We start from the raw sequence: 25404 nt of genomic DNA on the forward strand, positions 1-25404 counted from the left end.
GATTTTAGAATTATACTAAACAAAATCCTAAGTATTCCTAAATGCTACCACAAAATTTAAGACATTTCTGTCTTATCGCCATTCAAGAGATTATAAACTGGAGCCTATAAGCGGAATTGAACCGCCGACCTCTTCCTTACCAAGGAAGTGCTCTGCCTCTGAGCTATATAGGCGTCTCAAAAACTAAAATGTTATCCTAAAAATGGAGCGGGAAACGGGACTCGAACCCGCGACCCTCAGCTTGGAAGGCTGATGCTCTAGCCAACTGAGCTATTCCCGCATCTATAAAACAAAATGGTGGTGAGACGTGGATTCGAACCACGGAAGACATAGTCAGCAGATTTACAGTCTGCCCTCGTTGGCCACTTGAGTATCTCACCAAAAACTTCGCAAAATAACATTTTAACTGGAGCTGGCTAAGGGACTTGAACCCCCGACCTGCTGCTTACAAGGCAGCTGCTCTACCAACTGAGCTAAGCCAGCAACTAAAATAATCAAAGACTTGGGATTATAGCAGTTTTATACTTGACTTGTCAAGAAATGATGACAGAAAGCTAAATTATTCGTATGGCACAGAGCATGGTTAAAATTTAGCTATAATCTAGCTCAATTTGGCTTAACACAGCTCAAGCTTATTACATATAAAAGAATTTATGGACACTTAAATTATGGCGAAAAAAAAACATAAAATTTCTACTTTAAAATACTTTTTACGCTCTTTAAAGCAAATCTACATGCTCATCACTTTCAAGGAAAAAATGGTTTTTTTCCTGCTTGTGCTGATGGCGGTTTTTTCTTCTTTTGTGGAAGTGATGTCCCTAACCCTCTTAATGCCTTTTATCACTCTCGCTTCCGATCCCAGCAGGGCTTTAGACGATAAAGACTGGAAAATGGTCTATGATTTTTTCCATTTTTCATCTCCCGTTCGCCTGATGTATTTCTTTAGTTTTTGCTTGGTGGGGATTTATTTGTTCAGGATGTTTTATGGGGTGTCTTTCACTTATTTGAAAGGGCGTTTTTCCAATAAGAAAGCTTATCAAATCAAGCAACAACTTTTTTTACAGCACATTAAAAGCAACTACCTCTCCCACCTTAACCACAACTTGGATTCTTTAAGAGACATTATCAATAATAAAGCGGATGGCATGTTTATGAGCTTTAACGCTTTTTTGAATCTACTCACCGAATTAACCGTGATCGTTTTTTTCTATTCCACGCTATTAATCACTAACTGGAAGTTAACGCTTGTATTCACTCTAATCATCTCTATACAAATTTTTATCATCACTAAAAAAATCACCATTCTTATTCAAAAAAAGGGCGAGATAGCGGCAAAATCTAGGGCGCAAACGCTTAAAGTTTTTTCAAAATTTTTCAGCAATTTCAAAATCACTAAACTCAAAGACAACCACGAAGAAGCCCACAAGCTTTTTGGAGAAAATAGCCGTAAAGCCCATGACACCGAGATCATTTACGCCACTTTACAAGTAGTCCCCAGGTATTCATTAGAAACGGTGGGTTTTAGTTTGTTGATTTTAGCGGTCGCTTACATTTTATTCAAATACGGCGAAGCTAAAATGGTGCTTCCTACCATTTCTATGTATGCTCTAGCGCTTTATCGCACGCTCCCTTCTGTTACTGGCGTTTTGAATCAGTATAATGAAATCGCTTACAACCAGCTTGCGACTAACATTGTTTTTAAAAGCCTTACTAAAACCATCGTTGAAGAGGATTTAGTCCCTTTAGACTTTAATAAAAAAATCACTCTTAAAAACATTTCCTTCGCTTATAAGTCAAAACACCCGGTTTTAAAGAATTTTAACCTCACCATTCAAAAAGGTCAAAAAGTCGCTCTCATAGGCCATAGCGGGTGCGGAAAATCCACGCTGGCGGATATTATTATGGGGCTTACCTACCCTAAAAGTGGGGAAATTTTTATTGATAACACCCTTTTAACCAACGAAAACAGGCGCTCATGGCGTAAAAAAATAGGCTATATCCCCCAAAATATTTACCTTTTTGATGGCACTGTGGGGGATAATATCGCTTTTGGGAGCGCTATAGATGAAAAACGCTTGATTAAGGTGTGCAAAATGGCTCATATTTATGATTTTTTATGCGAGCATGAGGGACTTAAAACCCAAGTGGGCGAAGGGGGTGCTAAGCTTAGCGGCGGTCAAAAACAGCGCATAGGCATTGCAAGAGCCTTATACGATAACCCTGAAATTTTGGTTTTAGATGAAGCCACTTCAGCCCTAGACAATGAAACCGAGAGTAAAATCATGGATGAAATCTATCAAATCGCTAAAAATAAAACCCTAATCGTTATCGCCCACCGCTTAAGCACGATTGAACGCTGTGAAGTCATCATTGACATGAGCCAACACAAAGACAATCTCGGCTAAAGCTGGCTCTACTCTTGCTTGAAATTTTGCAAATCAAACCCCTTAAAGCTCTCCAAATACTTCCCTTGATAGCCGTTTTGGCCCACTAAATTTTTCAAAACCTTGCTGTTGTAACCCAAAAACGCCACTTCATTAGCCTTAGCGCTTTCATAGTCATTAACGCTATCGCCTATCATTAGCATGCGGCTTGGGTTATAAGCATATTTTTGAATGATATTAGCGATGATTTTAGGTTTATTAGGCGGACTCCCTTCAACGCTCTTAAAATACTTAATGATCCCTAAAAACTCGCACAACACTTGCAATTCGCTATGCAAGGCCGCTGAAGCGATATGGAAAATATAATTTTTATAATGCTTATCAATAAACGCCATCACTTCGCTATTCAAATGCCCCCTATCAAAAAGCTTTTGTTCTATAATAGCGCCAAACTCTAGGGCCAATGCATCCACTTTTTCTTGAGCGATAGGGGTTTTTAAAATCTCGTTATAAAAATATTGGATTTTTTCATTCCTTGAAATCCCCCCGCTTTGATAATGATAAACTTCAAATTGCTTCAAACTCTCTTTACTATCGTTGCCATGCTTTTGAAACAACGCTTTAAACCCTTCATTTTTTAAATGCATGCTGTCAAAAATCACGCCATCAAAATCCCATAAAACCACTTCAAGCGCCATGACTTCCCCTTTTTTGTAGGCTTATTTTGGTTTCATTTTACCTTATTCAAGCGGTATTTAAGCGATTATTTTTATCATTATTGGAGTCTCTTGGATTGGTTTTAATCAAATACCGCCCGCTAAAGCCTTATTTAAAACTCTAACGCTCTTTAGATTTTTTAACTTAAAGCTCGTTTTTAAAGGTTGGGTTGTTTTGACTCTTATTTGATAAGAATATGCAAACACTCTTTGGTGTGTGCGGCTTTGTGGGCGCGTTTGTTATCCGCTTTAAAACGCATGTAGGTTTTGGTGGCTAAAGAGTAAGCGCCGTATTTTTTTAAGATATTTTTAATCTCTGTTTCATTCATAAGCCCTTCATTGTTATAGCTTAAAAAAATGTATTTGAATCGCGCTTTTTTAATCAAGTTTTCAAAAGCGTTTAAGATTTTAGCGCGAGAGCAAAAAGAGGATTTCTGGTAACTGGGCAAGCCGGTTTTGCCTTTTGGAGCAAAGGGCGTATAAGCAGCAATCGTGTTCAATAAATGGTAATTCGCCCCGTATTGCCTCGCATTATAAGGGGGGTCTAAATACAAAATATCCCCTGAAATCTTTTCAATCAAATCATTAGAATCGTGCTGATACACTTCATTAGCGTTTAAACTCAAATCAAAATGAGCGCCTTTTAAGATGAGTTCTTTTTGGGCGCTTTTTTTAAGGCGTTTTAAAAAAGCTCCATAAACCGAAGCGGTGTTAGCCACCTTGTCCGCGCTCTCTAATAGCGATGCGAGCAAAAAATAATACGCGCAATTATCAATGTTTTGAGAACGCTTAAGCTCTTCAATTTTTAGACGCATCGCATCAATTTTTTGAGCGTTTGTTTCGCTAAAATACTGCCTTGAACTCCCCCCTAAAGAATAATGCGAATAAATAAAGCCCTTTTTTAAAGCAACACTATTGAGCCTATCAATAAGCTCTTCTTGGTTAGGGATTTCTTGAATGTTACCAATATAATTTTGATTCAAAACAAAGCTATAATATTCCAAATCATTAGAAATAATCTTGTTTGCAACGCCCTTAAACGTGTGCCCCACAATGCCCGTCCCAGCGAACAGATCACAAAAAATCGCGCCAGAGAGATCATTGCCTACAACCGCATGGATATTTTCCTTAATAAAGGGAATGAGCTTGTATTTAGAGCCGATGTAGTTCATTGATCTGTGTTTGTATGCTTCTTTAAATGGTATAGCTATATTAAAGTTAAATTTTATGTATTGTAACATAACTTAATTATGAATAAGTCCTAACCCCAACGATTAAAATAATCTTAAAACCAACTAATCAATCCTATGTGAAACGATGATCGTTTTTTTAATAACCGCACGCTCTACCAATCGTTTCATTAAAACAACGAAACAACCCCCTATTATAACCAAAGACTTTTTCTATCGCAACTGCTCATTAAAATACCGCTAGAAAAACAGCGACACCCCCTACTAGCTGAATGCATCAAAGCTTTTGCCGCTATTACCCTATTTTCTAGTAGCTTCTTTTACGGAAACCATTTTCATATTCTTCCACTTTACCCTTTGATGTGGTTACAGCCACTATACCACCTGAAACTTGCACATTAACAGCGTTACTGCCATAAGTTCTCTTATAACTACCATTCTCATATTCTTCTATCTTACCCTTTGCAGTAACAGCAGCAACAATATGCCCATCAGTATCTGCAGCTACGATATTACTACCATAAGTTCTCTTATAGCTACCATTCTCAAATTCCTGTATTTTGCCATTAACGACTTTAAATACAACCGCCATTATAAACCTCCTAAAATATAAATTGTGATATACCCAACATCAAACTACTAGTCTAGTCTATAGTCTAACTAACAAATAAACCTAAATTTGAGTATTTGAGTATTTGAGTATTTGAGTATTTGAGTATTTGAGTATTTTATCACAAAATCCCTAAAGAATAACTTAAAAACAAACTCGCTTAACTCTCATAAAATCCCTCTCTATAAAATTTAATCAATTTATCTCAAAATAACCCGCATCGCACAAATTAGCTCAACCACTTGTCTAAAGTTAACGATCTTTTGTGATGGTTTTGGCTTTAGTGCCTACAGCCGTAGAACCCGTGGGTAAATCTGAAAGCACTACCGCATTAGCCCCGATCCTCACATCATCGCCCACATAAATCGCACCCAAGACCTTAGCCCCTGCCCCCACTACCACTCGGTTGCCTAAGGTAGGGTGGCGCTTGCCCTTAAACTTGCCTGTGCCCCCTAGAGTTACGCCATGATAAATGGTAACATCATCTCCAATCTCTGTGGTCTCGCCAATCACCACACCCATGCCATGATCAATAAAAAGCCCTCTCCCAATCTTAGCGCCCGGGTGGATTTCTATCCCAGTGATAAAACGCGCTAACTGAGAAAGCGCGCGTGCAATGAAGTAAAACCTCCGCTTGTGCAACGCATGCGCTAGGCGGTAACAAAGCAGCGCATGAATGCCCGGATAAAGCAAGAGCACCTCCCACTTATTCCTGGCTGCCGGGTCTTCTTGCAAGACACGCTCCAGGCTATAAGACAGATCTAGCATGACAGAGTCTCCGGTTAAAATATATTTGGATCAACATGACTTGAGCAGATTTTTCTCATCCATTCTAATAAAATTTGATGCCAATTTTTCTTGCCATTATACCCAAACTCACACTCCTTTTAATGGAGTAAAATTAATAGAGTAAAACGCTCTCTCTTTTAATTTTTTTAAATTCTCTTAACAACCCTTTAAAAAAGGCTTAAAAAAACCCGCTAATCCATCATTGATTTGGCATTTATTTGGGATAAAACTATTTTAAACGAAAGAATAAAAAGCAGATTGAAAAAAATTACTAGTAGTGGTGCCGAAGGTCGGACTCGAACCGACACGGGATTGCTCCCACCAGATTTTGAGTCTAGCGTGTCTACCAATTCCACCACTTCGGCATATCTAAAGCAAAGAGTGAGATTATACCCACTTATTCCTTAAAAAAACTTAATGGTGCACTGGGCGAGACTCGAACTCGCACGAGATTGCTCCCACCACCCCCTCAAGATGGCGTGTCTACCAATTCCACCACCAGTGCTAAAAATTTGAAACAGATATTATAGCTAAATCATGCTTTTTAAGCAATAATTTAGCCCATCAAAACCCTTAACTTAAGAATGGGTTACTATAAATAGCGATAATAGCAAACACTAGAGTATAAATCACTTGCGCTTCAATCATCGCCATGGCCACGAACATGGTTGTGAGCAATTTACCGCCCACTCCTGGGTTTCTCGCTGTGCCTGTAATAGTCGCTGCGGCCGCATTCCCCATGCCGATCGCCCCACCAAAAGCGGCAATCCCTAGACCGATCATTGCTCCTAAGATAGAATAAGATTGAACCATGCTTACCCCACCCATTCCACCATCATGAGCGAAAGCAACGCCCGCTAAAGCCAGAAAAAATAACGCTAAAAATTTCATTTTCGCACTCCGTTTCAAAAATTGGGCTTGATTTTCATTTCGAATCGTTCCTCTACTTTCAAAAATACAAGCAAGAATTTATTCTAATACAAACTAGCTTAAAAACGCTTTTAAAAAACGCTTTTTAAAATTTTAAGCCAAATCCAAGGCGATTTTACCCTTATTGAAACTAATCACCCTACATTTGATACTATCGCCTTCTTTTAAAACCACTTGACACCTGTCCATGTTTTGTTTTCTTAACAAGCCTTCGCCCCCCTTAGGCAAGCTTAAAAACGCCCCAAAATCCACGATTCGTTTCACTTGAGCTTCTAGCACCTCATCAATAGCGTATTGCTCCAATTCTTGATCTAAAGAATGCAAGTAGTTTAAAATAAATTCCTTAGTCTTTAAAACGCGCTCTTTATTCCCCATGATTTTCACTTCACCGCTTGGTTTATTCAAGTCAATTTTAACCTCAAATTTTTCCACTATCTCTTTAATCACACGCCCCCCTTGACCGATAATTTCTACAATTTTATCGGGTGCGACATTAAAAATTTCAGTCGTGGGCAAATGGGAAAAATTGATCACAATCTTTTCTTTCGCTTCATGCATGATTTTTAAAATATGTTTCCGCGCTTCTTTAGCTTGGAGTAAGGCTTGGTATAAAACCTCTAATCTAATACCGCTCATTTTGGTATCCATTTGCATGGCCGTAATGCCTTCTAAATTCCCGGCAATCTTAAAATCCATATCGCCTTCGGCGTCTTCTAAGCCGCTAATATCGCTTAAAATAGCGTGATCTTGCCCTTCGCTCACCATGCCCATAGCCACCCCAGCGACTAAATCATAAATTTCCACACCGCTTGCATAAAGGGCTAAAGACCCTGCGCACACGCTCGCCATTGAGCTTGAACCATTGCTTTCTAAAATCTCAGAAACCAATCGTATCACCTGCTCTTTATTTTTAATGCTCGTTTCTAAGGCTCTTTTAGCCAAATTCCCATGCCCTAATTCGCGCCTTGAAGTCGCACCAATAGAACTCGCTTCGCCCACGCAAAAAGGAGGGAAATTGTAATGAAACATGAAGTGCTCTTTGATAGGGGTTTTATGCTCCAAACTCTCATGGGTTTGAGCGTCATTATCCGTGCCTAAAACCCCTACCACTAAGCTTTGAGTTTGCCCCCTAGTGAATAAAATAGAGCTGTGCGCCATAGGGAGCAAATCGCTCTCTATCAAAATGGGCCGCACCTCTTCTAACGCGCGCTTATCCGGGCGGATTTTATCTTGAATAATCATGCGCCTTATCTCAGTTTTTTTCACTTTTTCTAAAGACCATTCAATTTCTTCTAAACTGAATTCTGAGTGGGCTTCGCTGATTTTTTTAGCAATTTCATTGAAAACATTTTCTCGCTCGCTCAAAGCAGAACTTTCAATACCTTTAATGATTTCATCAAAATACTGATTTTTTAATAAATCTAACAGCCTTTCATTGAATATTATTCCTTGGCTCTCTTTAAAAAGCAGCTCGTTTTGGTGGGGCGTGAAAACCTCTTCATAAAGCGTGCAAGTTTCTTTCAAACTTTTTTGAGCCAATTCTAAAGCTTTTAGCATTAAAGGCTCTTCTAAAGCGTTTAATTGTTGCCCCAAAGAGCGCATTTCTATCATGTTCAAACTCTCTTTTGTGCCGGACACGAACAAATCCAAACTGGATTGATTCAAAAGGCTTGTGTTAGGGTTAATGATAAATTCGTTATTAACCCTAGCGATCCTGCAAGTGCTCACGCTTTTAATAGGAGCGATATGGGCTAAAAAGAGAGCGGCTGAAGCGGCGTTTAAAGCGGAAACTTGCAAGTCGTTTTCAATATCATGGCTTAAAACCATTAAAGTGATTTGTGTAGGGTAGCGGTAATCTTTAGGGAATAAAGGGCGTAAAGTCCTGTCTATGAGCCTAGAAGTTAAGATTTCAAAATCTTGCGCTCTGCCTTCTCTTTTAACAAAACCGCCCGGAATCTTTCCGGCTGCATAAGATTTTTCTAAAAACTGCACCACTAAAGGCAGAAAATCTTCACTCACAGGCTCTCTTTCTATGCACACGCTCGCTAAAATGATGGTTTTTCCTAAGCGATATAAAAGAGAGCTGGTGGCTTGTTTGGCCACTTGTTTGAGAGCGAACTCTTCGGTTTTGTTACTGGAATTGATGGTGATAAAATCCATATTTAATGTTCCTTTTTTAAATTAGGTGCGTTGTTAGCGCCCAAGTATTTTTCAATTTCTTCATTGCTTAATCGCTTGAGTTCTTTATAATGATGCTCCACAGAGACAAAACATTCAGGGCGGTACACGCTAATCACCCCATCGCACAAACTTTCTAAGCCTTGAGCGACATTTTGCGCGAGAATGGGGGTTAAAATATAAATGTCTTGGCATTCTTTTTTCAAGCAAGTTTGCACGCCTAACCCTGCTCTAAACCCGGTTTCAATCCCCCTATCTACGATAAAAATATTTTTATCTTTCAAGCTTTTGATCGCATTGCCTTTGCGATACTGATAAATGTGAGACAAAATGTCTTCTTCATAAGCCCGCTTGGCTTCCCCATAAACATAGTCTAAAGTGATGTCAAAGGAATTGATCAAATTTTCATTCATCACTATATCCATGCTTTCACTCACCAAAGCGATCTCGCATTTTGAGTTTAAGGGGGCTAGGATAGGTTCTAAAAAAAGTATATCATAAGTCGCTCCAAATTTTTGCGCTAAAGCGTTAGCTAAATACAGAGCGTTAAAACTCAAAGCGAGCATGATGGAATCTTTTAAATCAATATGGCGCGTGTGGATTTCATTAATCAATTTGTTTAAAGCGTCTTCTTCATTGATAAAACGCATGCCCTCTATATCGGTGATATGGCTAAAGTCCGTATTCAAATCTGTTCCTTTTTTACTTACGCTGCAAGGAGCGGTAAGTTACATTGGTTTTAGTGATCGGTGAAAAGTCTAATTCTAGCTTAACATAGTTATTTTCAAACACCCTTATAGGTTGGTTGGGATCGCCGGTGAGAATAGGGCGTCGTTGGTTGACGAATTGAAAGCCAATCCCAAAACAACGGATTTTTTTGTAAATCCCCACATTCCAATTTAAAACCACATTGTTTCTAATATCATAACCCACATCCGCGCTCATGGAAAAATAGCCAAAGTCGTTGCTAAAACCCGCCTTTAAATAATCCGCAGGATTTTCTACAATGCTATTAATCCCACTGCTAAAATTGTTCCTTAAAAAATAAGAGAGGTTAAAGCTTAAAAACTTGCGTTGGTAATTGGCGTTCACAGAGATTTCTTCTAAGCGGTTTTGATAAAACGAATAAAAGACATTCCCAAAAATATTCAATCCCGTTAAGGGCGAAAACCCGATCTTGCTCTCTAATGGCATTCTAAAGGGCGAAACTTTATCGTCAAGATTGATGAGTTGCGATATTTTAAAATACAACAACTCTTGCCCCCCTAAGCCATAAAGGTATTGCGTTAGGGTTAAATCCACTGTCTTATTGCTCGCATTGATAGGTAAAATGCTGCTAGGATTCCACACCGAGTCATACAAACGCCCTTGATAATCATAATCTCTCAATAAAGGCGAAGTGTAGCTGTTTAAGGCTTGCGCGCTTAAAGCATACATGTTTTGAGAAAATAAGCCGTTTTTAAAGGTGTAATAAGGGATGTTGAAAATCGCTTCCAATTGGATCGTGTGGAAAAGCTTGTTGTATTCTCTGGCTAAATCCGTATTGACATACATGGAAAAATTTGAAGACACAAAGTTCCCAAATTCCCTTGATTCATTAGGGATCGTAGGCACGAAGGAATTTTTAGATTGCATTAAAGCCACATTAGATAGTTGGAGATCATTCCAAAGCCCTAAAGATAAATACTTTTTAAACAAAGAAAATTGCAAGCCCACCGGCACATTCAAAGCGTTTTGCACATAGCCATAACCAATCTCTCTTGCGGTGTTTCTAAACTGATAATCCACCGAATACAATAAATTTCTAAAATACAAAGAATTTAAATATTTATGGTATTGCAAATTAGGGACAGATTGGAAAGTGCGATTATTGTTGATTTTATTCAGGTTTAAAAAATACTTGATATTCAAGCCGTAATAATTATTTTCTGTTTGCAAATAGTAATTCGCCCTAGACATGTGCGTGGCGTCTGTGATGCGCTTATTAACCTTTTCAAAACGCACATAGTCCAAATCGTTCATGTATAAAAAGTCAATGTAATGCCCGTTGTCAATATTAGACTTAAGATGGAAGTATTTTTGTAAAGTGTCCCTGCTAGAGCTTAAAAATTCAAACCCGTAGATATTTTGATTCCTCAAATCGTAGCGTTTGACGTATTGGGTGTAATTCCTAAAATAGCGCGCGTTGAATAAAAACCTGTCGTCTTTAGAGTTGATGTAGCGCGCTTCAAAATTCAAGCCAAAACCCCTTTTATAGCGGATTTGTGGGGTAAAGGTCATATCCCATGAGTTTTTGGGGGCTAAATAAAAGGGTTGCAAATAAATAAAGCCGTCTAAGTTGGAAGTGCCAAACTCAGGGTATAAAAACCCGGTAGTTCTTTTATTGCTTGTGGACATGAAAATATAGGGCAAATACAATATAGGAATATCGCCGACATAGATCTTAGGATTCCACATAGACAAATGCGATTTTTGCATGTTGAATGAGCCTGAAGTCGCATTGACATGCCAAATGGGGTTATCAATGCTGCACCCTGAAGCGCTCATGTTTTTAACCTTATATTTTTGATCCTTCCCGCTAGCAATATCCGCGCTCACCCAAATCCCGCTCACGCTGTCTTGGACATAAAAGGGGAAAATGATTTCATATTTTTCATTCAAGCTCAATTTCACATAATCGGTTTTAACGAGCAAACCCTCGCCCCTATAAACCTTAATATTGCCTTCTAATAACGCTTCTTTAGTTTTAGTGTCATAACGCACCTTGTCCGCTAGAATATACACATCATAATTCAATAAGATCGCATTCCCTGATGCGGTTATCACATTGTCTTTAGCGCTCACTTTATCCGCAAGGATTTCAAAAATCTTATGGTTTTGTTTGTCAAATCGTTGCATAGCGATTTCTTTAGCCTCTAATGCGCTCAACAAAAAAAAGACCGCCAAATACAACCAATAAATCATGATTAAAACAACACCAAAAGGCTTTTGCTTTTTTCTTCATGCCACGCCCTATGATAGGGGTTTTTAAACACCACAAACCATAAAAAGGGGCATAGAAAAACCACGATCTTTAACCCTAAACGCTTCAATAAAATAGCCCTACTGGGGCAATCTGCTAAATAAATATCAATGATCTTAATCCTAAAAACCAGTTTAGCCAAACTCATCTTGCACAAACACACAAAAAAGATCTCATAAACGCCATACAAGATGATAAAACCCACTGCAACAAACACGCTGTGATAAATGGGGTTAGCTAGCCAATATAAAGAATGCAAAAAAGCGCATGCCCCTAAAAGATCGCTCAATAAAAACGCCACTAACAAACCATCGGTTAAAAACGCTAAGATGCGCCAATACAAGGGGCATAAACGCATTTTTTCACGCATAAGGAGTGTTTCTATGATTTCAGTTTCTTCTTTTTCTAAATTTGGAGAGCGCATTCAAAAACAAACAAGACAAACTCTTTGGTTTGTCTTAAACTTTAACCCTTAAGAATATTCTTTCAAATCCAACACCTTAAAACCAATGTCCTTGCGATAAAACATGCCTTCAAAATGCACCTTTTGAGCGATCTCGTAAGCATGGTTTCTGGCTTCTAATAAAGATTTTCCCCTACCAATGGCAAAGATCACCCTCCCCCCACTGCTTTCAAACACGCCATTATCCTGCTCCACCTCCCCTAAAATCAAATGACCCTTTTTTTCATCAACCGGATCAATATAAAGGGTTTGTTTGGGCGAAGAGCTAGCGGGGTAATTCCTAGAAACAAGCGCGACACTCATCACAAATTCTTTAGAAAACACCAATTCAAGAGAATGCAATTCCCCTTTGGCTGTGGCTAAAAACAAATCTAATAGCGGATTTTCTACAAGGGGTAAAATCGTCTGGCATTCAATATCTTTAAAACGCACGCTAAAATCCAATAAATACGGCTCTAAAACGCCCTTTTCTTCTATGATTACAATTTCAGCGAGTAAAACCCCTTTAAAAGGCGTGTTGTCAGCTTGAAGTTTCTCTAAAGTGGGTTTAAAGATATGATTTTTTATTTTCTCTTCTAATTCATTAGAGAAAAAGTTTGCAGGAGCGATGGCCCCCATACCTCCTGTATTGACTCCGTTATCCCCTTCTAATAAGCGCTTATAGTTTTGGCAAAAGGGCAACAAGATAAAATCATCATTGGCTATGAGCGCTGTAACTGAAAGCTCAAACCCCTCTAAAAAAGGCTCTATGATCACAGGCTCATTGCTTTGTTTGAAAGCGTCTTCAAGGATTTTTAGCGCTTCTTCTTGATGATGGACAATGCTTGTGTTTTTATTCAACGCTTTAATGACTAAAGGGAAAGAAGCGTTTTGAATGTAACTCAAAGCTTCTTTTAAGTCGTTTGTTTCAAAGTAAGACGCGCTTTTGATACCGCACTCTTTAACAAAAGCTTTCATATAGCTTTTAGAAGCTTCTAACTTAGCCGCCTCTTTAGAAGCCCCAAACACTAAAATACCCGCTTTTTCTAGCATCTCTGTAAGCCCTAAAACCAAAAGCTCTTCTTCTGAAATGATGGCTAAATGGATCTGTTTTTTCAGGGCTAATTCCACGATATGCTCGTAATGTTCGCATTCCAGATTCTCGCCCAAATCTTGAGTGCCACCATTACCCAAACAAAAATACAAAGCATTCACTCGCTCGTCTTGCTGAAGCCTTTGAGCCAAAGCATACTCTCGCCCCTTATTCCCCACAATTAAAACATTATAGTTATTGTTATCTTTCATGTCTTCCCTAAAATGTGGTTGTTTTTAAACCCAGATGACCGCTACTTTTACATGCGCATAAGTTCAACAAACCTACACTAATAAGGCTAGGAGGATTTTCTTAGGGGCAGATTTAAAAAATGCCATCACACAAAAACCACTACCTTAGCCTAACTTATTTTTTCAACGAACTTGCCATCAATAAGAAACACGAATCACCCAGGCGATTCTTACAATTATACTTAAATTTTAAAGAAATTCCATGCAAAAATATTCCAGCAATCTGTGATAGTTTTAATTGGCGTTTAGGCGTTTTAAGAGAAACTTTATTTCAGCCTTTCTTTATACGCCGCTTCCAAACTGCTATACCCTTTTTTCAATTCTCCCACATCCCCAAAAGCCACTACTTTAGCTTCTTTTAAAAAAATCGCGCTGTCTAAATACTTTTCCACATCCACCACCAAATGCGTAGAGACTAACAAGCTTGCGTTTTGGCTAAACTCCTTAGCGATTAACTCAAAAATCTCTTCTCTTGCAATAGGGTCAATCCCAGCCACCGGCTCATCAAAAAGATACAAAGAGGCGTTTCGTGATAAGGTTAAAATCAATTGTAACTTTTCCCTCATGCCTTTTGAAAGGGCTTTGAACTCTCTTTTTAAAGGCACGCTGAAGCGTTTTAGCAAATTTAATGCTTTTAACTCGTCAAAATCGCTGAAAAAATCCTTGTAAAAAGCGATCGCTTTTAAAGGCGTTAATTTAGGGTCTAAAAAATTGCCATCGCTTAAAAACGCCACGCTTTTTTTCGTCTCTATGCCGATTTTTTGATCTAAAATTTTCACTTCCCCCTGATAGTTCAAATTCAATCCGGCTAAAATTTTTAACAGAGTGGTTTTACCCGCTCCATTAGGGCCTAAAAGCCCTATAAATTGCTGTTTGGGTAGTTTCAAACTGATATTGTCTAACGCTTTTAAACTCCCATAGGTTTTAGTCAAATTCTCTATTTCTACTAGCATTTTAATTCCCCAAATTTGCGCACTCTTTTGTAAAAATCGCTAATGATATTTTCTAAATCTTTAGAGGTGAAATCAGGCCATAAAATCGGCGTGAAAAACAATTCCGCATAACTAGACTGCCACAATAAAAAATTAGACAAGCGCATTTCCCCCCCTGTCCGTAACAACAAATCCACTTCCGGCAAATCATGCGTGTCTAAACGATTGGAAATTTCATTTTCTAAACTTTCTAAAGGGTTTATATGGCTAGGTGGGTTTTCTAATAAGCTTTTAAACGCCCTTGAAAGCTCGTTTTTAGATCCGTAATTAAGGGCTAAAACTTGCGTAAAATCCTTAAAATGCCTGGTATCGTTTTCAAGCCGTAAAATCGTATCTCGTAATTCTTTAGAAAAGCCCTCTAAATCCCCTATCGCCCTGAAGCGTATGTTATTATCCAAGTAAGTGGATCGCTCATCTTTAAGGTATTTTTTAAGCATTTTCATCAAAAAATCCACTTCACTTTTAGGGCGTTTCCAATTTTCCGTAGAAAAAGCGTATAAAGTCAAGCATTCTAGTTTATGGTTAGCGCACCAGATCGTAATGTCTTTAAGGGTTTTTACGCCCTTTTTATGCCCATAAGCCCTAGCTTTATTCTTTAATTTAGCCCACCTACCATTACCATCCATAATAATGGCAAGGTGTTTGAGAGTGTTATCCAATGCCTTTACCCTTTAAAGAAATTCTTTAATTATACACCATTTAAAGCGTGCAAGCATCCACTAAATAAGCGATATGCTGCCAAGAAAATCGGGTTTTTTCACTCAACCCGATCTCGCAAGTGCTAGAAGTGGAAAAGCCTCTTTTAAGATCATAGGATTGGTAAAATGCTTGAAAGCCATTCAAAGCACTCTCGTTGAGTTCAGGGGTAAAAAAGCCCTTATTCCCTGCAAAGCCGCAACAACCCGTCTCTTTATGGATAACAATCTCACCCAAAGTGCATTTTTTAGCCAAATTGAATAGCAACTCTTCTTTATTTTCTAATTTCAAAGCGCACATCGTGTATAAGCCTATGTCTTCATTGATGGGGTTGAATTTTAATTTAGGGCTTAGAACTTCTTCAATATAGACGCTCAAATCATAGACTTTCAAATCCTTATAAGCTTTCATTTGCTTGAAAAAATGCGTCGAACATGCGCTATGGTCTAAAACAATGGGTATTTTTCCCTCATCGCTTAATTGTAAAAAAATCGCATGGTTTTTTTCATTGTTTTGCTTGGTTAAGTCGGTGTAATTGATAAAGGCTTTCCCGCAACAAAGCGCATCCAATCCATTAGGATACATCACAGAAACTTTGGCTTTTTGGCATAGGGATTCAAACACTTCTTGAATGCATCTTTTATCCGCCATTTTATTTGATGGAGCGAACGAGCGGTTGATGCAGGTGCTGAAATAAATGACTTTTTCTTCGCTTTCATGCGTTTTATTTTCTAAAGGATAGGCGTTGTTTTTGGGCATGTAATGAAAGGCTTTAGGGAAGGGCTTGATGAATTTTTTAATCCCTTTGGTTAGACTCACTAAGTTGTGAGAGCCTATGAGGTTTTGAACTAAGCGAGCGCTTTTTAAAGAAAAACGAGCCGCGCTTGTGGTTGTTTGCATGTGATTAAGGATCTTTGAAGCGATCTTTTCGCCTTTAGGGTTTTTTTGATAATGATTTAAGGCGATGCTCCCGGTATCAATTTTTAAAGGGCATAGGGTAGAACACATATGGCACACCGCGCAAGTAGCATGCGCTAAATATTCAGACTCTTTTAAAAGCTCATCTAATAAAACCTGATCTTCATTATGCCCATGACTGACCCTTTCTTTTAAGCGCTCTACCTCTCTGTGGATAACGATTCGTTGTCGTGGCGTTAAGGATAAATCTTTGCTAGGGCAAATCCTTTCACAAAACCCGCATTCCATGCACATGTCCAAATGCTCTTCAATAGGGTAAATGCTCTTTAAATTTTTAGTGTGGATTTCTTTATCGTTTGTGATGATCACATCAGGGTTTAAAAGGCCATTAGGATCAAACAATTCTTTGATTTGTTTGTGGATCTTATAGGCTTTTTCTCCCCACTCCATTTCCACAAAGGGGGCTACCATCCTGCCTGTGCCATGTTCGGCTTTAATAGAGCCAGAGCTTTCGCTCACCATTAAAAACATCTCATAAGCTAGATTTTCAAACGCTTTTCTTTCAGCTTCATTTTCTAAAATCGGCGTAACGACAAAGTGCAAATTCCCGCTTAAGGCATGCCCAAAAATAATACTATTATCCTTAAAGCCATGTTTTTTTAAAAGCCCTTCAATCGCTTTTGCCCCTTCTACAAAATCCTCTTGACTGAAACACACGTCTTCAATGATCACAGAGCTTTGGCTTTTTCTTTTTGACGCTGCGATAGGGAAAATGCCTTTTCTGATCTTCCACCACGATTGATAAATATCAGGATCACTACTGATTTGAGAATCTAAAACGACCGGTATCGCACTCAAAGCGTCTAAAATCGTTTGCATGTTGTTTTCTAAAACTAAAGGATCATCGCTCTCGCTTTGAATGAGTAAGCATGCGTTAGGCTCTTTGACTTCTAAAATCACGCTAGGCATGCCCTCTAAACCTTTCACGCTCTTTAAAGACGCATGATCCATAAGCTCTGCTGAAGAAATCATTTCGGGCTGTTTGGCTTTTAAATCGGCTAAAATTTGAGCGGCTTTGGCGCATTGCTCTAAATTTTCATAAAACAATAACGCGCAAGTTTTATAAGCGTAGTCTTTCACGCATTCTAATCCCACGCTTGAAATAAAGCCCAAAGTCCCCTCAGAGCCTATGAATAAATGGCTAATGATTTCAATAGGATCTTCAAAATCAATGAGAGCGTTCAAGCTATAGCCGGTGGTGTTTTTGATCTCGTATTTTTTCTTAATGAGAGCGTGCAATTCTTCATCTTTTAAAATCTCTTTTCTTAAATTCAAAACCCCTTCAATCAAATCTTTGCGCGCGTTTTTGAAACTCTCAATACTCTCTTGATTAGCCGTGTCTAAAAGCGTGCCATCAGCTAAAATGACTCTTAAGGATTTTAGGGTTTTGTAGCTGTTTTGCTCCACCCCACAACACATCCCGCTAGCGTTATTAGCGACAATCCCCCCTATCATAGCGATGTTTATCGTAGAGGGATCCGGACCTATTTTTTTATGATAAGGTTTCAATAAAGCGTTCGCGTTGCTCCCTATGACTCCGCATGAGAGCTGAATGCTTTGAGCGTTGTCTAAAATTTTAGCGTCTTTGAAAAAATGTGCCACCACCACTAGCACCCCATCACAGATCGCTTGCCCTGATAAGGAACTCCCAGCCGCTCTAAAAGTCAATGTAACGCCATGCTTTTTGGCTAAAACACAAAGCTTTTGGACTTCTTCTTCATCTTTCACCCAAGCAACTATTTTAGGGATATAACGATAACATGACGCATCAATGCCATAAGCCAAACGGCGTAAATAATCCTTAAAGATCCGCTCGTTTAAAAACCCGCTCGCTTCGGTAAAAAAAGCATGATAATTTTCTTCCATACACACTCCTTAAACATTCCTATTTATCAAATCATTGTAACATAACCTTACTTTTAAAATTAAGGATAAACATGCTTGAAGATTATGCGATCAGTTTAGAAGAAGTCAATTTCAATGATTTTATCGTCGTGGATGTGCGCGAATTGGACGAATATGAAGAATTGCATTTGCCTAACGCTACGCTCATTAGCGTCAATGACCAAGAAAAGCTCGCTGATTTTTTATCCAAGCACAAAGATCAAAAAGTGTTGCTCCACTGCAGGGCTGGTCGCAGGGCTTTAGATGCGGCTAAAAGCATGCATGAATTAGGCTATACGCCCTATTATTTAGAGGGCAATGTCTATGATTTTGAAAAATACGGCTTTAGAATGGTCTATGATGACACTTCTTTGAGTGGCAAAAAAAACTAGGCATGAGGGAGATTGTATGGGTGCATTCTCAAAGAATCGCCCCTTATAAAACTCTCATCTTAAATGAATTGCACTACTATTCTTTAGAATTAGATCCAACCCCTTTTAACGCCCTGATTTTCACTTCTAAAAATGCGGTGTTTTCCTTGCTAGAAACCCTAAAAAACAGCCCCAAGCTCAAAATTTTACAAAACATTCCTGCTTACGCTTTGAGCGAACCCACCGCCAAAATTTTACAAGATCATTATTTTAAAACCGCCTTTATAGGCAAAAAAGCCCATGGCAAGGAGTTTGCCAAAGAGATCCTTCCTTTATTGGAAAAAAAAAGCGTTTTGTATCTCAGGGCAAAAGACATTGCTTCTTCTTTAGACACCATTCTTTTAGAGCATGGCATTAATCTTCAACAAGCCGTTGTTTATGAAAACAAGCTCAAACATTTGACTTTAAGCGAGCAAAACGCCTTAAAACCCCAAGAAAAGAGCATTCTCATTTTTACCGCCATAAGCCATGCGAAAGCCTTTTTACACTATTTTGAATTTTTAAAAAGTTACACCGCCATAAGCATTGGCAACACGACCGCTCTTTATTTACAAGAGAAAGGCATTCAAAGCTATATTGCCAAAAAGCCTTCATTAGAAGCGTGTTTAGAACTGGCTTTAAATTTGAAAAGTTAAGGAATGTTAAAAATATCTTATTATAATGCTCTCAATGGTTTTTTAAAGGATGATGCATGAATTTTGTCTTTTTATGGGCCGCTTTAGGAGGGGCTATAGGGAGTTCGTTAAGGTATTTTGTGGGCAAAATGATGCCCAGTAAATTTTTAATGTTTGAAAGTTTCCCTTTAGGGACTTTTAGCGTGAATCTCATAGGGTGTTTTGTCATCGGCTTTATGGGGCATTTGGCCGCTAAAAAAGTTTTTGGCGATGATTTTGGGATTTTCTTTGTAACCGGGGTTTTAGGGGGTTTTACGACCTTTTCTTCTTATGGGTTAGACACTTTAAAACTCTTGCAAAAATCCCAATACCTTGAAGCCATTTCTTATGTTTTAGGCACTAACCTTTTAGGGCTTATTGGGGTGGCCATTGGGTGGTTTTTGGCTAAAAATTTTATAGGCGTTAATTAAAAAACGCTTTTTAGCGTTTCATTAACGCTTGATTAAAGCAAAGCCTACGATTACAACAGCCACAAAGCCATTTCATCGGCCATGAAAAAATCGCTCGCTATCAATCGGTTATTTTTAATAAAAGCCTTATTCTCTTCAATCAAAAACTTTACTTTATTTTCATCTAACAAGCTAAGCTCAACCCCTAGCTCACACCTCAAGCCTAAAAACAGCTTTTCTAAGCGCTTGTCTTGTTTATTGAGCGTCTCAACTTGGCGTTTTAGGGGGTCTTTAATGTAGTTTTCTATGAGTTTTTTCGCATAAAAGCGCTCATTCGCCACGCAGCCCACAGCCCCAGCCCCACACCCTAAATAATCTTTAGCCCCCCAGTAAGCTAAGTTGTGTTTGACTTGGTAATTTCTGGCGTAATTAGACACTTCGTATTGCTTGAAAGAAAAGCCCTCTAAAACCTCTCTCACCACATTGTCAAAATCCACGCTTGAGGGTTTTTTGGCGTTTTTTTCTAAATTCGTGTTTTTTTCAATACTCAAAGCGTAAGCGCTCAAGTGGTTTATGGGGAGTTCTTTGGCGAGTTTCAATTCTTCTTTTAAGGAGGTTTCATTGTCTAGTGGGGTGTTATAAATCAAATCAATGCTGACATTTTCAATCCCGCTTTTTAAAACAATTTCTATCACGGGGGCGATATTTTTGGAATGTTGGCGCTCTAAAAACAACAATTTATCCTCCCTAAAACTTTGCACCCCCAAACTCAAGCGGTTGATCCCTAAATCTTTTAAGCCTTGACACCAGGCTTTAGAAATCAATTCAGGGTTAGCTTCAGTGGTGATCTCACAATCTAAGCTCAAGCTCGCATGTTGATGAATGCTTTCAAAAATCCTTTCAAAAGCCTTCACGCTCAAAGTGTTGGGCGTGCCGCCGCCAATAAAAATACTTTCAATTTTTTCATGGGTTTGGCTTAAGGCATGCTTTAAGTCCAAGCATAACGCTTGAATGTATTCTTCTTTTAACCCATGCTTGTTTTCATAGGAATTGAAAGCGCAATAACCGCATTTATTTTCACAAAAGGGGATATGAATGTATAAAATCATATTTATTTCTCCCATTTTCACTTCATTTTTTAAGCAAAACTTAAACTTGTAATTGTATCATTTTATGATTATTTTGGTAATCAAGGAGACAGACGATGAAAAAGGTTATTGTGGCTTTAGGCGTTTTGGCGTTCGCAAACACCTTAATGGCAACCGATGTTAAGACTCTTGTAAAAGGTTGTGCCGCTTGCCATGGGGTTAAATTTGAAAAGAAAGCTTTAGGTAAAAGCAAGATCGTTAACATGATGAGCGAAAAAGAGATTGAAAAGGATCTTATGGATTTTAAAAACGGTGCTAACAAGAATCCTGTCATGACCGCACAGGCTAAAAAATTAAGCGATGAAGACATCAAGGCTTTAGCCAAATACATCCCCACTCTCAAATAAACTCTCTCAGTTTTAATAGCACTATTTGGGTGCTATTAAAATGAGTTTCAAACCTTTTTTCTTAATTTTTGATTTTAATGGCACTCTTAACCCTACTTAAAGCCAGCATACACTATAATACCATCTTAATCAAACAAGAAAGAGCTAAAATAAAGACCTATGCTACATAAAAAATATCGTCCTAATGTTGCAGCCATTATCATGTCGCCAGACTACCCTAACACATGCGAAGTTTTTATCGCTGAGCGCATAGACATTGAAGGGGCGTGGCAGTTCCCCCAAGGAGGCATTGATGTGGGAGAAACCCCTTTAGAAGCACTCTATAGAGAATTACTAGAAGAAATTGGCACGAATGAAATAGAGATTTTGGCGCAATACCCCAGGTGGATCGCCTATGATTTCCCAAGCAACATGGAGCATAAATTCTATTCGTTTGACGGGCAAAAACAACGCTATTTTTTAGTGCGCCTAAAGCATGCGAACAACATTGATTTGAACAAACACACGCCAGAATTTAGATCCTATCAATTCATCCATCTTAAGGATTTGCTTAAAAAAATCGTCCCTTTCAAACGCCAAGTGTACCGCCAAGTCATCGCTTATTTTAGAAAAGAGGGGTATTTGGGGTGTTAATCGTTCAAAAATACGGCGGCACGAGCATGGGCAGCATAGAAAGGATCCACAATGTCGCCCAAAGGGTTTTAGAAAGCGTTAAATTAGGGCATCAAGTGGTGGTGGTGGTTTCGGCGATGAGCGGCGAAACCGACAGGCTTTTAGAATTTGGCAAGAATTTCAGCCATAACCCTAACAAGCGAGAAATGGATAGGATCGTCAGCACGGGGGAATGGATTTCAAGCGCGGCTTTGAGCATGGCGTTAGAGAGATACGGGCATAGAGCCATTTCATTGAGCGGGAAAGAAGCGGGCATTTTAACCAGCTCGCATTTTCAAAACGCTGTGATCCAATCCATTGACACCCAACGCATCACAGAGCTTTTAGAAAAAAACTACATTGTGGTGATCGCTGGGTTTCAAGGCGCTGATATTCACGGCGAAACAACGACTTTAGGGCGTGGGGGGAGCGATTTGAGCGCGGTCGCTTTGGCCGGGGCTTTAAAAGCGGATCTGTGCGAAATCTATACGGATGTGGATGGCGTTTATACCACCGATCCGCGCATTGAAGAAAAGGCTCAAAAAATCGCACAAATCAGCTATGATGAAATGCTTGAATTGGCTTCTATGGGGGCTAAAGTGTTGTTAAACCGATCAGTGGAATTAGCCAAAAAGCTCAGCGTGAAGTTAGTGACTCGCAATTCGTTTAACCATAGCGAAGGCACGCTCATTGTGGCTGAACAAGATTTTAAAGGAGAACGCATGGAAACCCCTATAGTGAGCGGGATCGCATTGGATAAGAATCAGGCTCGTGTGAGCATGGAGGGCGTGGAAGACAGACCTGGCATTGCCGCTGAAATCTTTGGCGCTTTAGCGGAATATCGCATTAATGTGGATATGATCGTCCAAACGATCGGCAGAGACGGCAAAACCGATTTGGATTTTACGATCGTTAAAACCCAAATAGAAGAAACCAAGCAGGCCTTAAAGCCTTTTTTAGCGCAAATGGATTCCATTGATTATGATGAAAATATCGCTAAAGTTTCCATAGTGGGCGTGGGCATGAAGTCGCATTCTGGGGTGGCGAGCATCGCTTTTAAAGCCCTAGCCAAAGACAATATCAACATCATGATGATTTCCACAAGCGAGATTAAAATTTCGGTTTTGATTGACATTAAATACGCTGAATTAGCGGTTAGAACCTTGCATGCGGTGTATCAATTAGATCAATGAAAAATTTCTACGACTGGATCAAAGAATTTGTGCGCGATCAGGGGGAATTTATCGCCCAACAAAGCGGGTGGTTGGAATTAGAACGATCAAGCTACGCCAAACTCATCGCGCAAACCATTTCGCATGTGCTTAATGGCGGATCGCTGTTAGTGAGCGCGGATTCTTCTAGGCGCTGGTTTTTAAGCTACATTCTTTCTAACTTAAACCCTAAAGATTTAAAAGAGCGCCCCTTATTGTCCGTCATTGATTTTAACGCTTCTTCTTTCTACCCTAAAAACGATGCGAATCTCTCTCTAGCCACCATAGAGATGACTTACCAAAACCCCATGTTTTGGCATGTTGGGAAAATTGAAAATGAAGGCTTAAAAACCTTACTACTGAGTAAAATCCCTAGTTTTTTATGGCTTTTTGAAGAGCTTAAAGAAGATTGTTTGCTTTTAAGAGAACATGATAGTTTGCTAGATTATAAATTATTGCAACTCTTCAAACTCTTTGAAAACGCGCTTTTTAGCGCGCTATACAATAAGGTTACTCTGTGAAAAACTCCAACCGCCTTATTTATACGGACAATCTTGAAGAGAGCCTAGAAGAGGTCGCAAGCCTTTTTGAACACCACATTAAATTCTACACCGAGATTATTGAAAAAGATAAAAAAGTGATCAAAACTTTTAATAAGGATTTTAAAATAGAGCATGCCAAAGAAGTGATTTCAAAGGCTCACTTAAAACACAGCGAATTAAACGCTTTTTTAATCGCTGCACCCAGCTATGGCGTGGAAGCCCAAAACGCGCTTTTAAAAATCTTAGAAGAACCCCCGAATAACGTTTGTTTTATCATGTTCGCTAAAAGCCCAAACCATGTTTTAGCCACCATTAAATCCCGCCTAATCAAAGAAGACAAGCGCCAAAAAATCCCCCTAAAACCTTTAGATTTGGATTTATCCAAGCTAGATCTGAAAGACATTTATGCGTTTTTGAAAAATTTAGACAAAGAAAATTTTGATTCCAGAGAAAATCAGAGGGAAAGGATTGAAAGCCTGTTAGAGAGTATCCACAGACACCAAATCTGTTTAAACGAGCAAGAATTGCAAGCCTTTGATTTAGCGATCAAGGCTAACAGCTCTTATTACAAGCTCAGCTATAATCTTTTACCCCTGCTTTTAAGCCTTTTATCTAAAAAGAAAACGCCATGATTGTAAAACGCCTTAACCCTGATGCGCTCAAAAGCGCTCTGCAAAAAATAGGCCCAGAAAGGATCGCGCAAACCCACATGCACCAAAAAGGCGTTAGTTTTGTTTTTGAAATCCAACACCTGCCCTTAAGCGCTACGCTCATTTTAAAGCAAGAGGCCATAAGCGTTGGGGGCGATTTTGCCACGCCAAGAGATTGCATTTTAGCCAAAGAGCCTTTTTATGATGGGGTGTTGATTGTGAGCGCTAAGCAATTAGAACGCCTTATTGTGAAGTGCCATTCCCAACCCTTTGGGCTTAAAGATTTAGCGCAAGAATTAAAAAGCCACCTCAAAGCCCCCAAACCTAACGCCCCACAGATCATGGCAATCTTGAATCTCACGCCGGATAGTTTCTATGAAAAGAGCCGGTTTGACAGCAAAAAAGCGCTTGAAGAAATCTATCAATGGCTAGAAAAGGGCATCACGCTCATTGATATAGGCGCGGCCAGTTCAAGACCGCAGAGTGAAATCATTGATCCAAAAGTAGAGCAAGATCGCTTGAAAGAAGTTTTATTAGAAATCAAATCCCAAAAACTCTACCAGTGTGCGCATTTTAGCATAGACACCTACCATGCCAAAACGGCCCAAATGGCTTTGGAGCATTGTTTTTCTATCCTTAATGACGTGAGCGGTTTTAATAGTATTGAAATGCTAGAAGTCGCACGAGATTACAAGCCCACTTGCGTTTTAATGCACGCTCAAAAAACCCCCAAAGACATGCAAGAAAATGTTTTTTACCACAATCTGTTTGATGAAATGGATCGCTTTTTTAAGGAAAAACTAGAGGTTTTAGAAAAATACGCGCTTCAAGACATTATTTTAGATATTGGGTTTGGATTCGCTAAATTAAAAGAGCATAATCTAGCCTTAATCAAGCATTTAAGCCATTTTCTTAAGTTCAAAAAACCCCTATTGGTAGGAGCGAGCCGTAAAAACACGATCGGGCTTATCACCGGGCGTGAAGTTCAAAACCGGCTCGCTGGCACTTTGAGCTTGCATTTAATGGCGCTGCAAAATGGGGCGAGTATTTTAAGAGCGCATGATATTGATGAACATATAGATTTAATCAAGGTGTTTAAGAGTTTGGAAGAAGCGGATTGAACCCAATTTTTGGTTTTGATTTAATCAAAAACGTTGGTGATAAAAAACGCTCAAAAGCGTTTTTGATGATTAATGCCCCATTTAG

General features: G+C 39.0%; 24 protein-coding genes and 6 tRNA genes. 10 read left to right on the plus strand and 20 right to left on the minus strand.

Annotation, left to right across the window (positions count from 1 at the left end; translation table 11 throughout):
* Positions 1 to 98: 98 nt before the first annotated feature.
* The 4 genes from EAL44_RS02315 to EAL44_RS02330 form a co-directional block, all read right to left on the minus strand.
* Positions 99 to 173: transfer RNA gene (locus EAL44_RS02315), tRNA-Thr, on the minus strand.
* 30 nt (positions 174 to 203) lie between these two features.
* A tRNA-Gly gene (locus tag EAL44_RS02320) sits at positions 204 to 280 on the minus strand.
* A gap of 15 nt (positions 281 to 295) precedes the next feature.
* Positions 296 to 380: transfer RNA gene (locus EAL44_RS02325), tRNA-Tyr, on the minus strand.
* A gap of 27 nt (positions 381 to 407) precedes the next feature.
* Positions 408 to 483: transfer RNA gene (locus tag EAL44_RS02330), tRNA-Thr, on the minus strand.
* A gap of 185 nt (positions 484 to 668) precedes the next feature.
* On the opposite strand from EAL44_RS02330, the gene EAL44_RS02335 reads away from it, so the two are divergent.
* Positions 669 to 2405 carry an ABC transporter ATP-binding protein/permease gene (locus tag EAL44_RS02335; RefSeq protein ID WP_121074279.1) on the plus strand — a complete coding sequence of 579 codons (1737 nt, stop codon included), beginning with the start codon at positions 669 to 671 and terminating at the stop codon, positions 2403 to 2405.
* Between the two features lie 8 nt (positions 2406 to 2413).
* Here EAL44_RS02335 and EAL44_RS02340 read toward each other — a convergent pair whose 3' ends face one another.
* The 15 genes from EAL44_RS02340 to EAL44_RS02415 all read right to left on the minus strand — a co-directional run bounded on the left by EAL44_RS02340 (position 2414) and on the right by EAL44_RS02415 (position 18137).
* A complete protein-coding gene (locus EAL44_RS02340; protein WP_121074282.1) occupies positions 2414 to 3082 on the minus strand; it encodes an HAD family hydrolase in 669 nt (222 codons plus the stop codon).
* Positions 3083 to 3282: 200 nt separating this feature from the next.
* On the minus strand, positions 3283 to 4272 hold the full coding sequence (locus EAL44_RS02345; RefSeq protein ID WP_121074285.1) for a DNA adenine methylase: 990 nt from the start codon (positions 4270 to 4272) through the stop codon (positions 3283 to 3285).
* A 325-nt stretch (positions 4273 to 4597) separates the two neighbouring features.
* Positions 4598 to 4882, minus strand: coding sequence for an IceA2 protein (locus EAL44_RS02350; RefSeq protein ID WP_121074288.1), 285 nt, complete (start codon positions 4880 to 4882; stop codon positions 4598 to 4600).
* 270 nt (positions 4883 to 5152) lie between these two features.
* Positions 5153 to 5668: a serine O-acetyltransferase gene (gene cysE, locus EAL44_RS02355; protein ID WP_120964371.1), complete on the minus strand. Its 516-nt coding sequence runs from the start codon at positions 5666 to 5668 to the stop codon at positions 5153 to 5155.
* Between the two features lie 299 nt (positions 5669 to 5967).
* Positions 5968 to 6054: transfer RNA gene (locus EAL44_RS02360), tRNA-Leu, on the minus strand.
* 53 nt (positions 6055 to 6107) lie between these two features.
* Positions 6108 to 6194: transfer RNA gene (locus EAL44_RS02365), tRNA-Leu, on the minus strand.
* Between the two features lie 68 nt (positions 6195 to 6262).
* The gene (locus EAL44_RS02370) at positions 6263 to 6580 is read right to left on the minus strand and encodes a F0F1 ATP synthase subunit C (RefSeq protein ID WP_002208384.1); all 318 of its coding nucleotides are present in this window, start codon (positions 6578 to 6580) and stop codon (positions 6263 to 6265) included.
* Positions 6581 to 6712: 132 nt separating this feature from the next.
* The gene (locus EAL44_RS02375; protein WP_121074291.1) at positions 6713 to 8779 is read right to left on the minus strand and encodes a polyribonucleotide nucleotidyltransferase; all 2067 of its coding nucleotides are present in this window, start codon (positions 8777 to 8779) and stop codon (positions 6713 to 6715) included.
* 2 nt (positions 8780 to 8781) lie between these two features.
* Complete coding sequence (locus EAL44_RS02380; RefSeq protein WP_162970322.1) at positions 8782 to 9486, minus strand: phosphoribosyltransferase; 705 nt, start codon at positions 9484 to 9486, stop codon at positions 8782 to 8784.
* A 13-nt stretch (positions 9487 to 9499) separates the two neighbouring features.
* The gene (locus EAL44_RS02385; RefSeq protein WP_120832488.1) at positions 9500 to 11761 is read right to left on the minus strand and encodes an LPS-assembly protein LptD; all 2262 of its coding nucleotides are present in this window, start codon (positions 11759 to 11761) and stop codon (positions 9500 to 9502) included.
* A gap of 2 nt (positions 11762 to 11763) precedes the next feature.
* Positions 11764 to 12243 carry an RDD family protein gene (locus tag EAL44_RS02390; RefSeq protein WP_121074294.1) on the minus strand — a complete coding sequence of 160 codons (480 nt, stop codon included), beginning with the start codon at positions 12241 to 12243 and terminating at the stop codon, positions 11764 to 11766.
* A gap of 48 nt (positions 12244 to 12291) precedes the next feature.
* Positions 12292 to 13566: a phosphoribosylamine--glycine ligase gene (gene purD / locus EAL44_RS02395; RefSeq protein WP_121074297.1), complete on the minus strand. Its 1275-nt coding sequence runs from the start codon at positions 13564 to 13566 to the stop codon at positions 12292 to 12294.
* 305 nt (positions 13567 to 13871) lie between these two features.
* Positions 13872 to 14558, minus strand: coding sequence for an ABC transporter ATP-binding protein (locus EAL44_RS02405; protein WP_121074300.1), 687 nt, complete (start codon positions 14556 to 14558; stop codon positions 13872 to 13874).
* Positions 14552 to 15256, minus strand: a complete 705-nt coding sequence (locus EAL44_RS02410; protein WP_121074303.1) for a di-trans,poly-cis-decaprenylcistransferase — start codon at positions 15254 to 15256, stop codon at positions 14552 to 14554. Before EAL44_RS02410 ends, EAL44_RS02405 begins: the two co-directional genes overlap by 7 nt.
* A 40-nt stretch (positions 15257 to 15296) precedes the next feature.
* Positions 15297 to 18137 (minus strand): FAD-binding and (Fe-S)-binding domain-containing protein, encoded by a 2841-nt coding sequence (locus EAL44_RS02415; protein ID WP_162970323.1) that lies wholly within the window; start codon positions 18135 to 18137, stop codon positions 15297 to 15299.
* A 71-nt stretch (positions 18138 to 18208) separates the two neighbouring features.
* Here EAL44_RS02415 and EAL44_RS02420 point away from each other — a divergent pair, with 71 nt between their 5' ends.
* Genes EAL44_RS02420 through crcB form a run of 3 tightly spaced genes read left to right on the plus strand, consistent with a single transcriptional unit; the run spans position 18209 to position 19670 of the window.
* A complete protein-coding gene (locus EAL44_RS02420) occupies positions 18209 to 18547 on the plus strand; it encodes a rhodanese-like domain-containing protein (protein WP_000888817.1) in 339 nt (112 codons plus the stop codon).
* A gap of 2 nt (positions 18548 to 18549) precedes the next feature.
* A complete protein-coding gene (locus EAL44_RS02425; protein WP_121074309.1) occupies positions 18550 to 19221 on the plus strand; it encodes a uroporphyrinogen-III synthase in 672 nt (223 codons plus the stop codon).
* Between the two features lie 56 nt (positions 19222 to 19277).
* Positions 19278 to 19670, plus strand: coding sequence for a fluoride efflux transporter CrcB (gene crcB, locus EAL44_RS02430; RefSeq protein ID WP_001011994.1), 393 nt, complete (start codon positions 19278 to 19280; stop codon positions 19668 to 19670).
* Positions 19671 to 19720: 50 nt separating this feature from the next.
* Here crcB and hemW read toward each other — a convergent pair whose 3' ends face one another.
* Complete coding sequence (gene hemW, locus EAL44_RS02435; protein WP_162970330.1) at positions 19721 to 20758, minus strand: radical SAM family heme chaperone HemW; 1038 nt, start codon at positions 20756 to 20758, stop codon at positions 19721 to 19723.
* 95 nt (positions 20759 to 20853) lie between these two features.
* Between hemW and EAL44_RS02440 the strand changes: the two genes are divergently transcribed.
* The 6 genes from EAL44_RS02440 (at position 20854) to folP (ending at position 25319) form a co-directional block, all read left to right on the plus strand.
* Complete coding sequence (locus EAL44_RS02440; RefSeq protein WP_121074315.1) at positions 20854 to 21144, plus strand: c-type cytochrome; 291 nt, start codon at positions 20854 to 20856, stop codon at positions 21142 to 21144.
* A 159-nt stretch (positions 21145 to 21303) separates the two neighbouring features.
* Positions 21304 to 21777 carry an RNA pyrophosphohydrolase gene (locus EAL44_RS02445; RefSeq protein ID WP_121074318.1) on the plus strand — a complete coding sequence of 158 codons (474 nt, stop codon included), beginning with the start codon at positions 21304 to 21306 and terminating at the stop codon, positions 21775 to 21777.
* Positions 21771 to 22988 carry an aspartate kinase gene (locus tag EAL44_RS02450; protein WP_121074321.1) on the plus strand — a complete coding sequence of 406 codons (1218 nt, stop codon included), beginning with the start codon at positions 21771 to 21773 and terminating at the stop codon, positions 22986 to 22988. Before EAL44_RS02445 ends, EAL44_RS02450 begins: the two co-directional genes overlap by 7 nt.
* Positions 22985 to 23527, plus strand: a complete 543-nt coding sequence (gene hobA / locus EAL44_RS02455) for a DNA replication regulator HobA (RefSeq protein WP_121074324.1) — start codon at positions 22985 to 22987, stop codon at positions 23525 to 23527. The genes EAL44_RS02450 and hobA overlap by 4 nt, the downstream gene beginning before the upstream one ends.
* Positions 23524 to 24180, plus strand: a complete 657-nt coding sequence (locus tag EAL44_RS02460) for a DNA polymerase III subunit delta' (protein WP_121074327.1) — start codon at positions 23524 to 23526, stop codon at positions 24178 to 24180. Before hobA ends, EAL44_RS02460 begins: the two co-directional genes overlap by 4 nt.
* On the plus strand, positions 24177 to 25319 hold the full coding sequence (gene folP / locus EAL44_RS02465) for a dihydropteroate synthase (protein ID WP_121074330.1): 1143 nt from the start codon (positions 24177 to 24179) through the stop codon (positions 25317 to 25319). The genes EAL44_RS02460 and folP overlap by 4 nt, the downstream gene beginning before the upstream one ends.
* The last annotated feature ends 85 nt before the right edge of the window (positions 25320 to 25404 follow it).

The sequence above is a fragment of the Helicobacter pylori genome, from assembly GCF_003637685.1.
Lineage (GTDB): Bacteria > Campylobacterota > Campylobacteria > Campylobacterales > Helicobacteraceae > Helicobacter > Helicobacter pylori_CJ.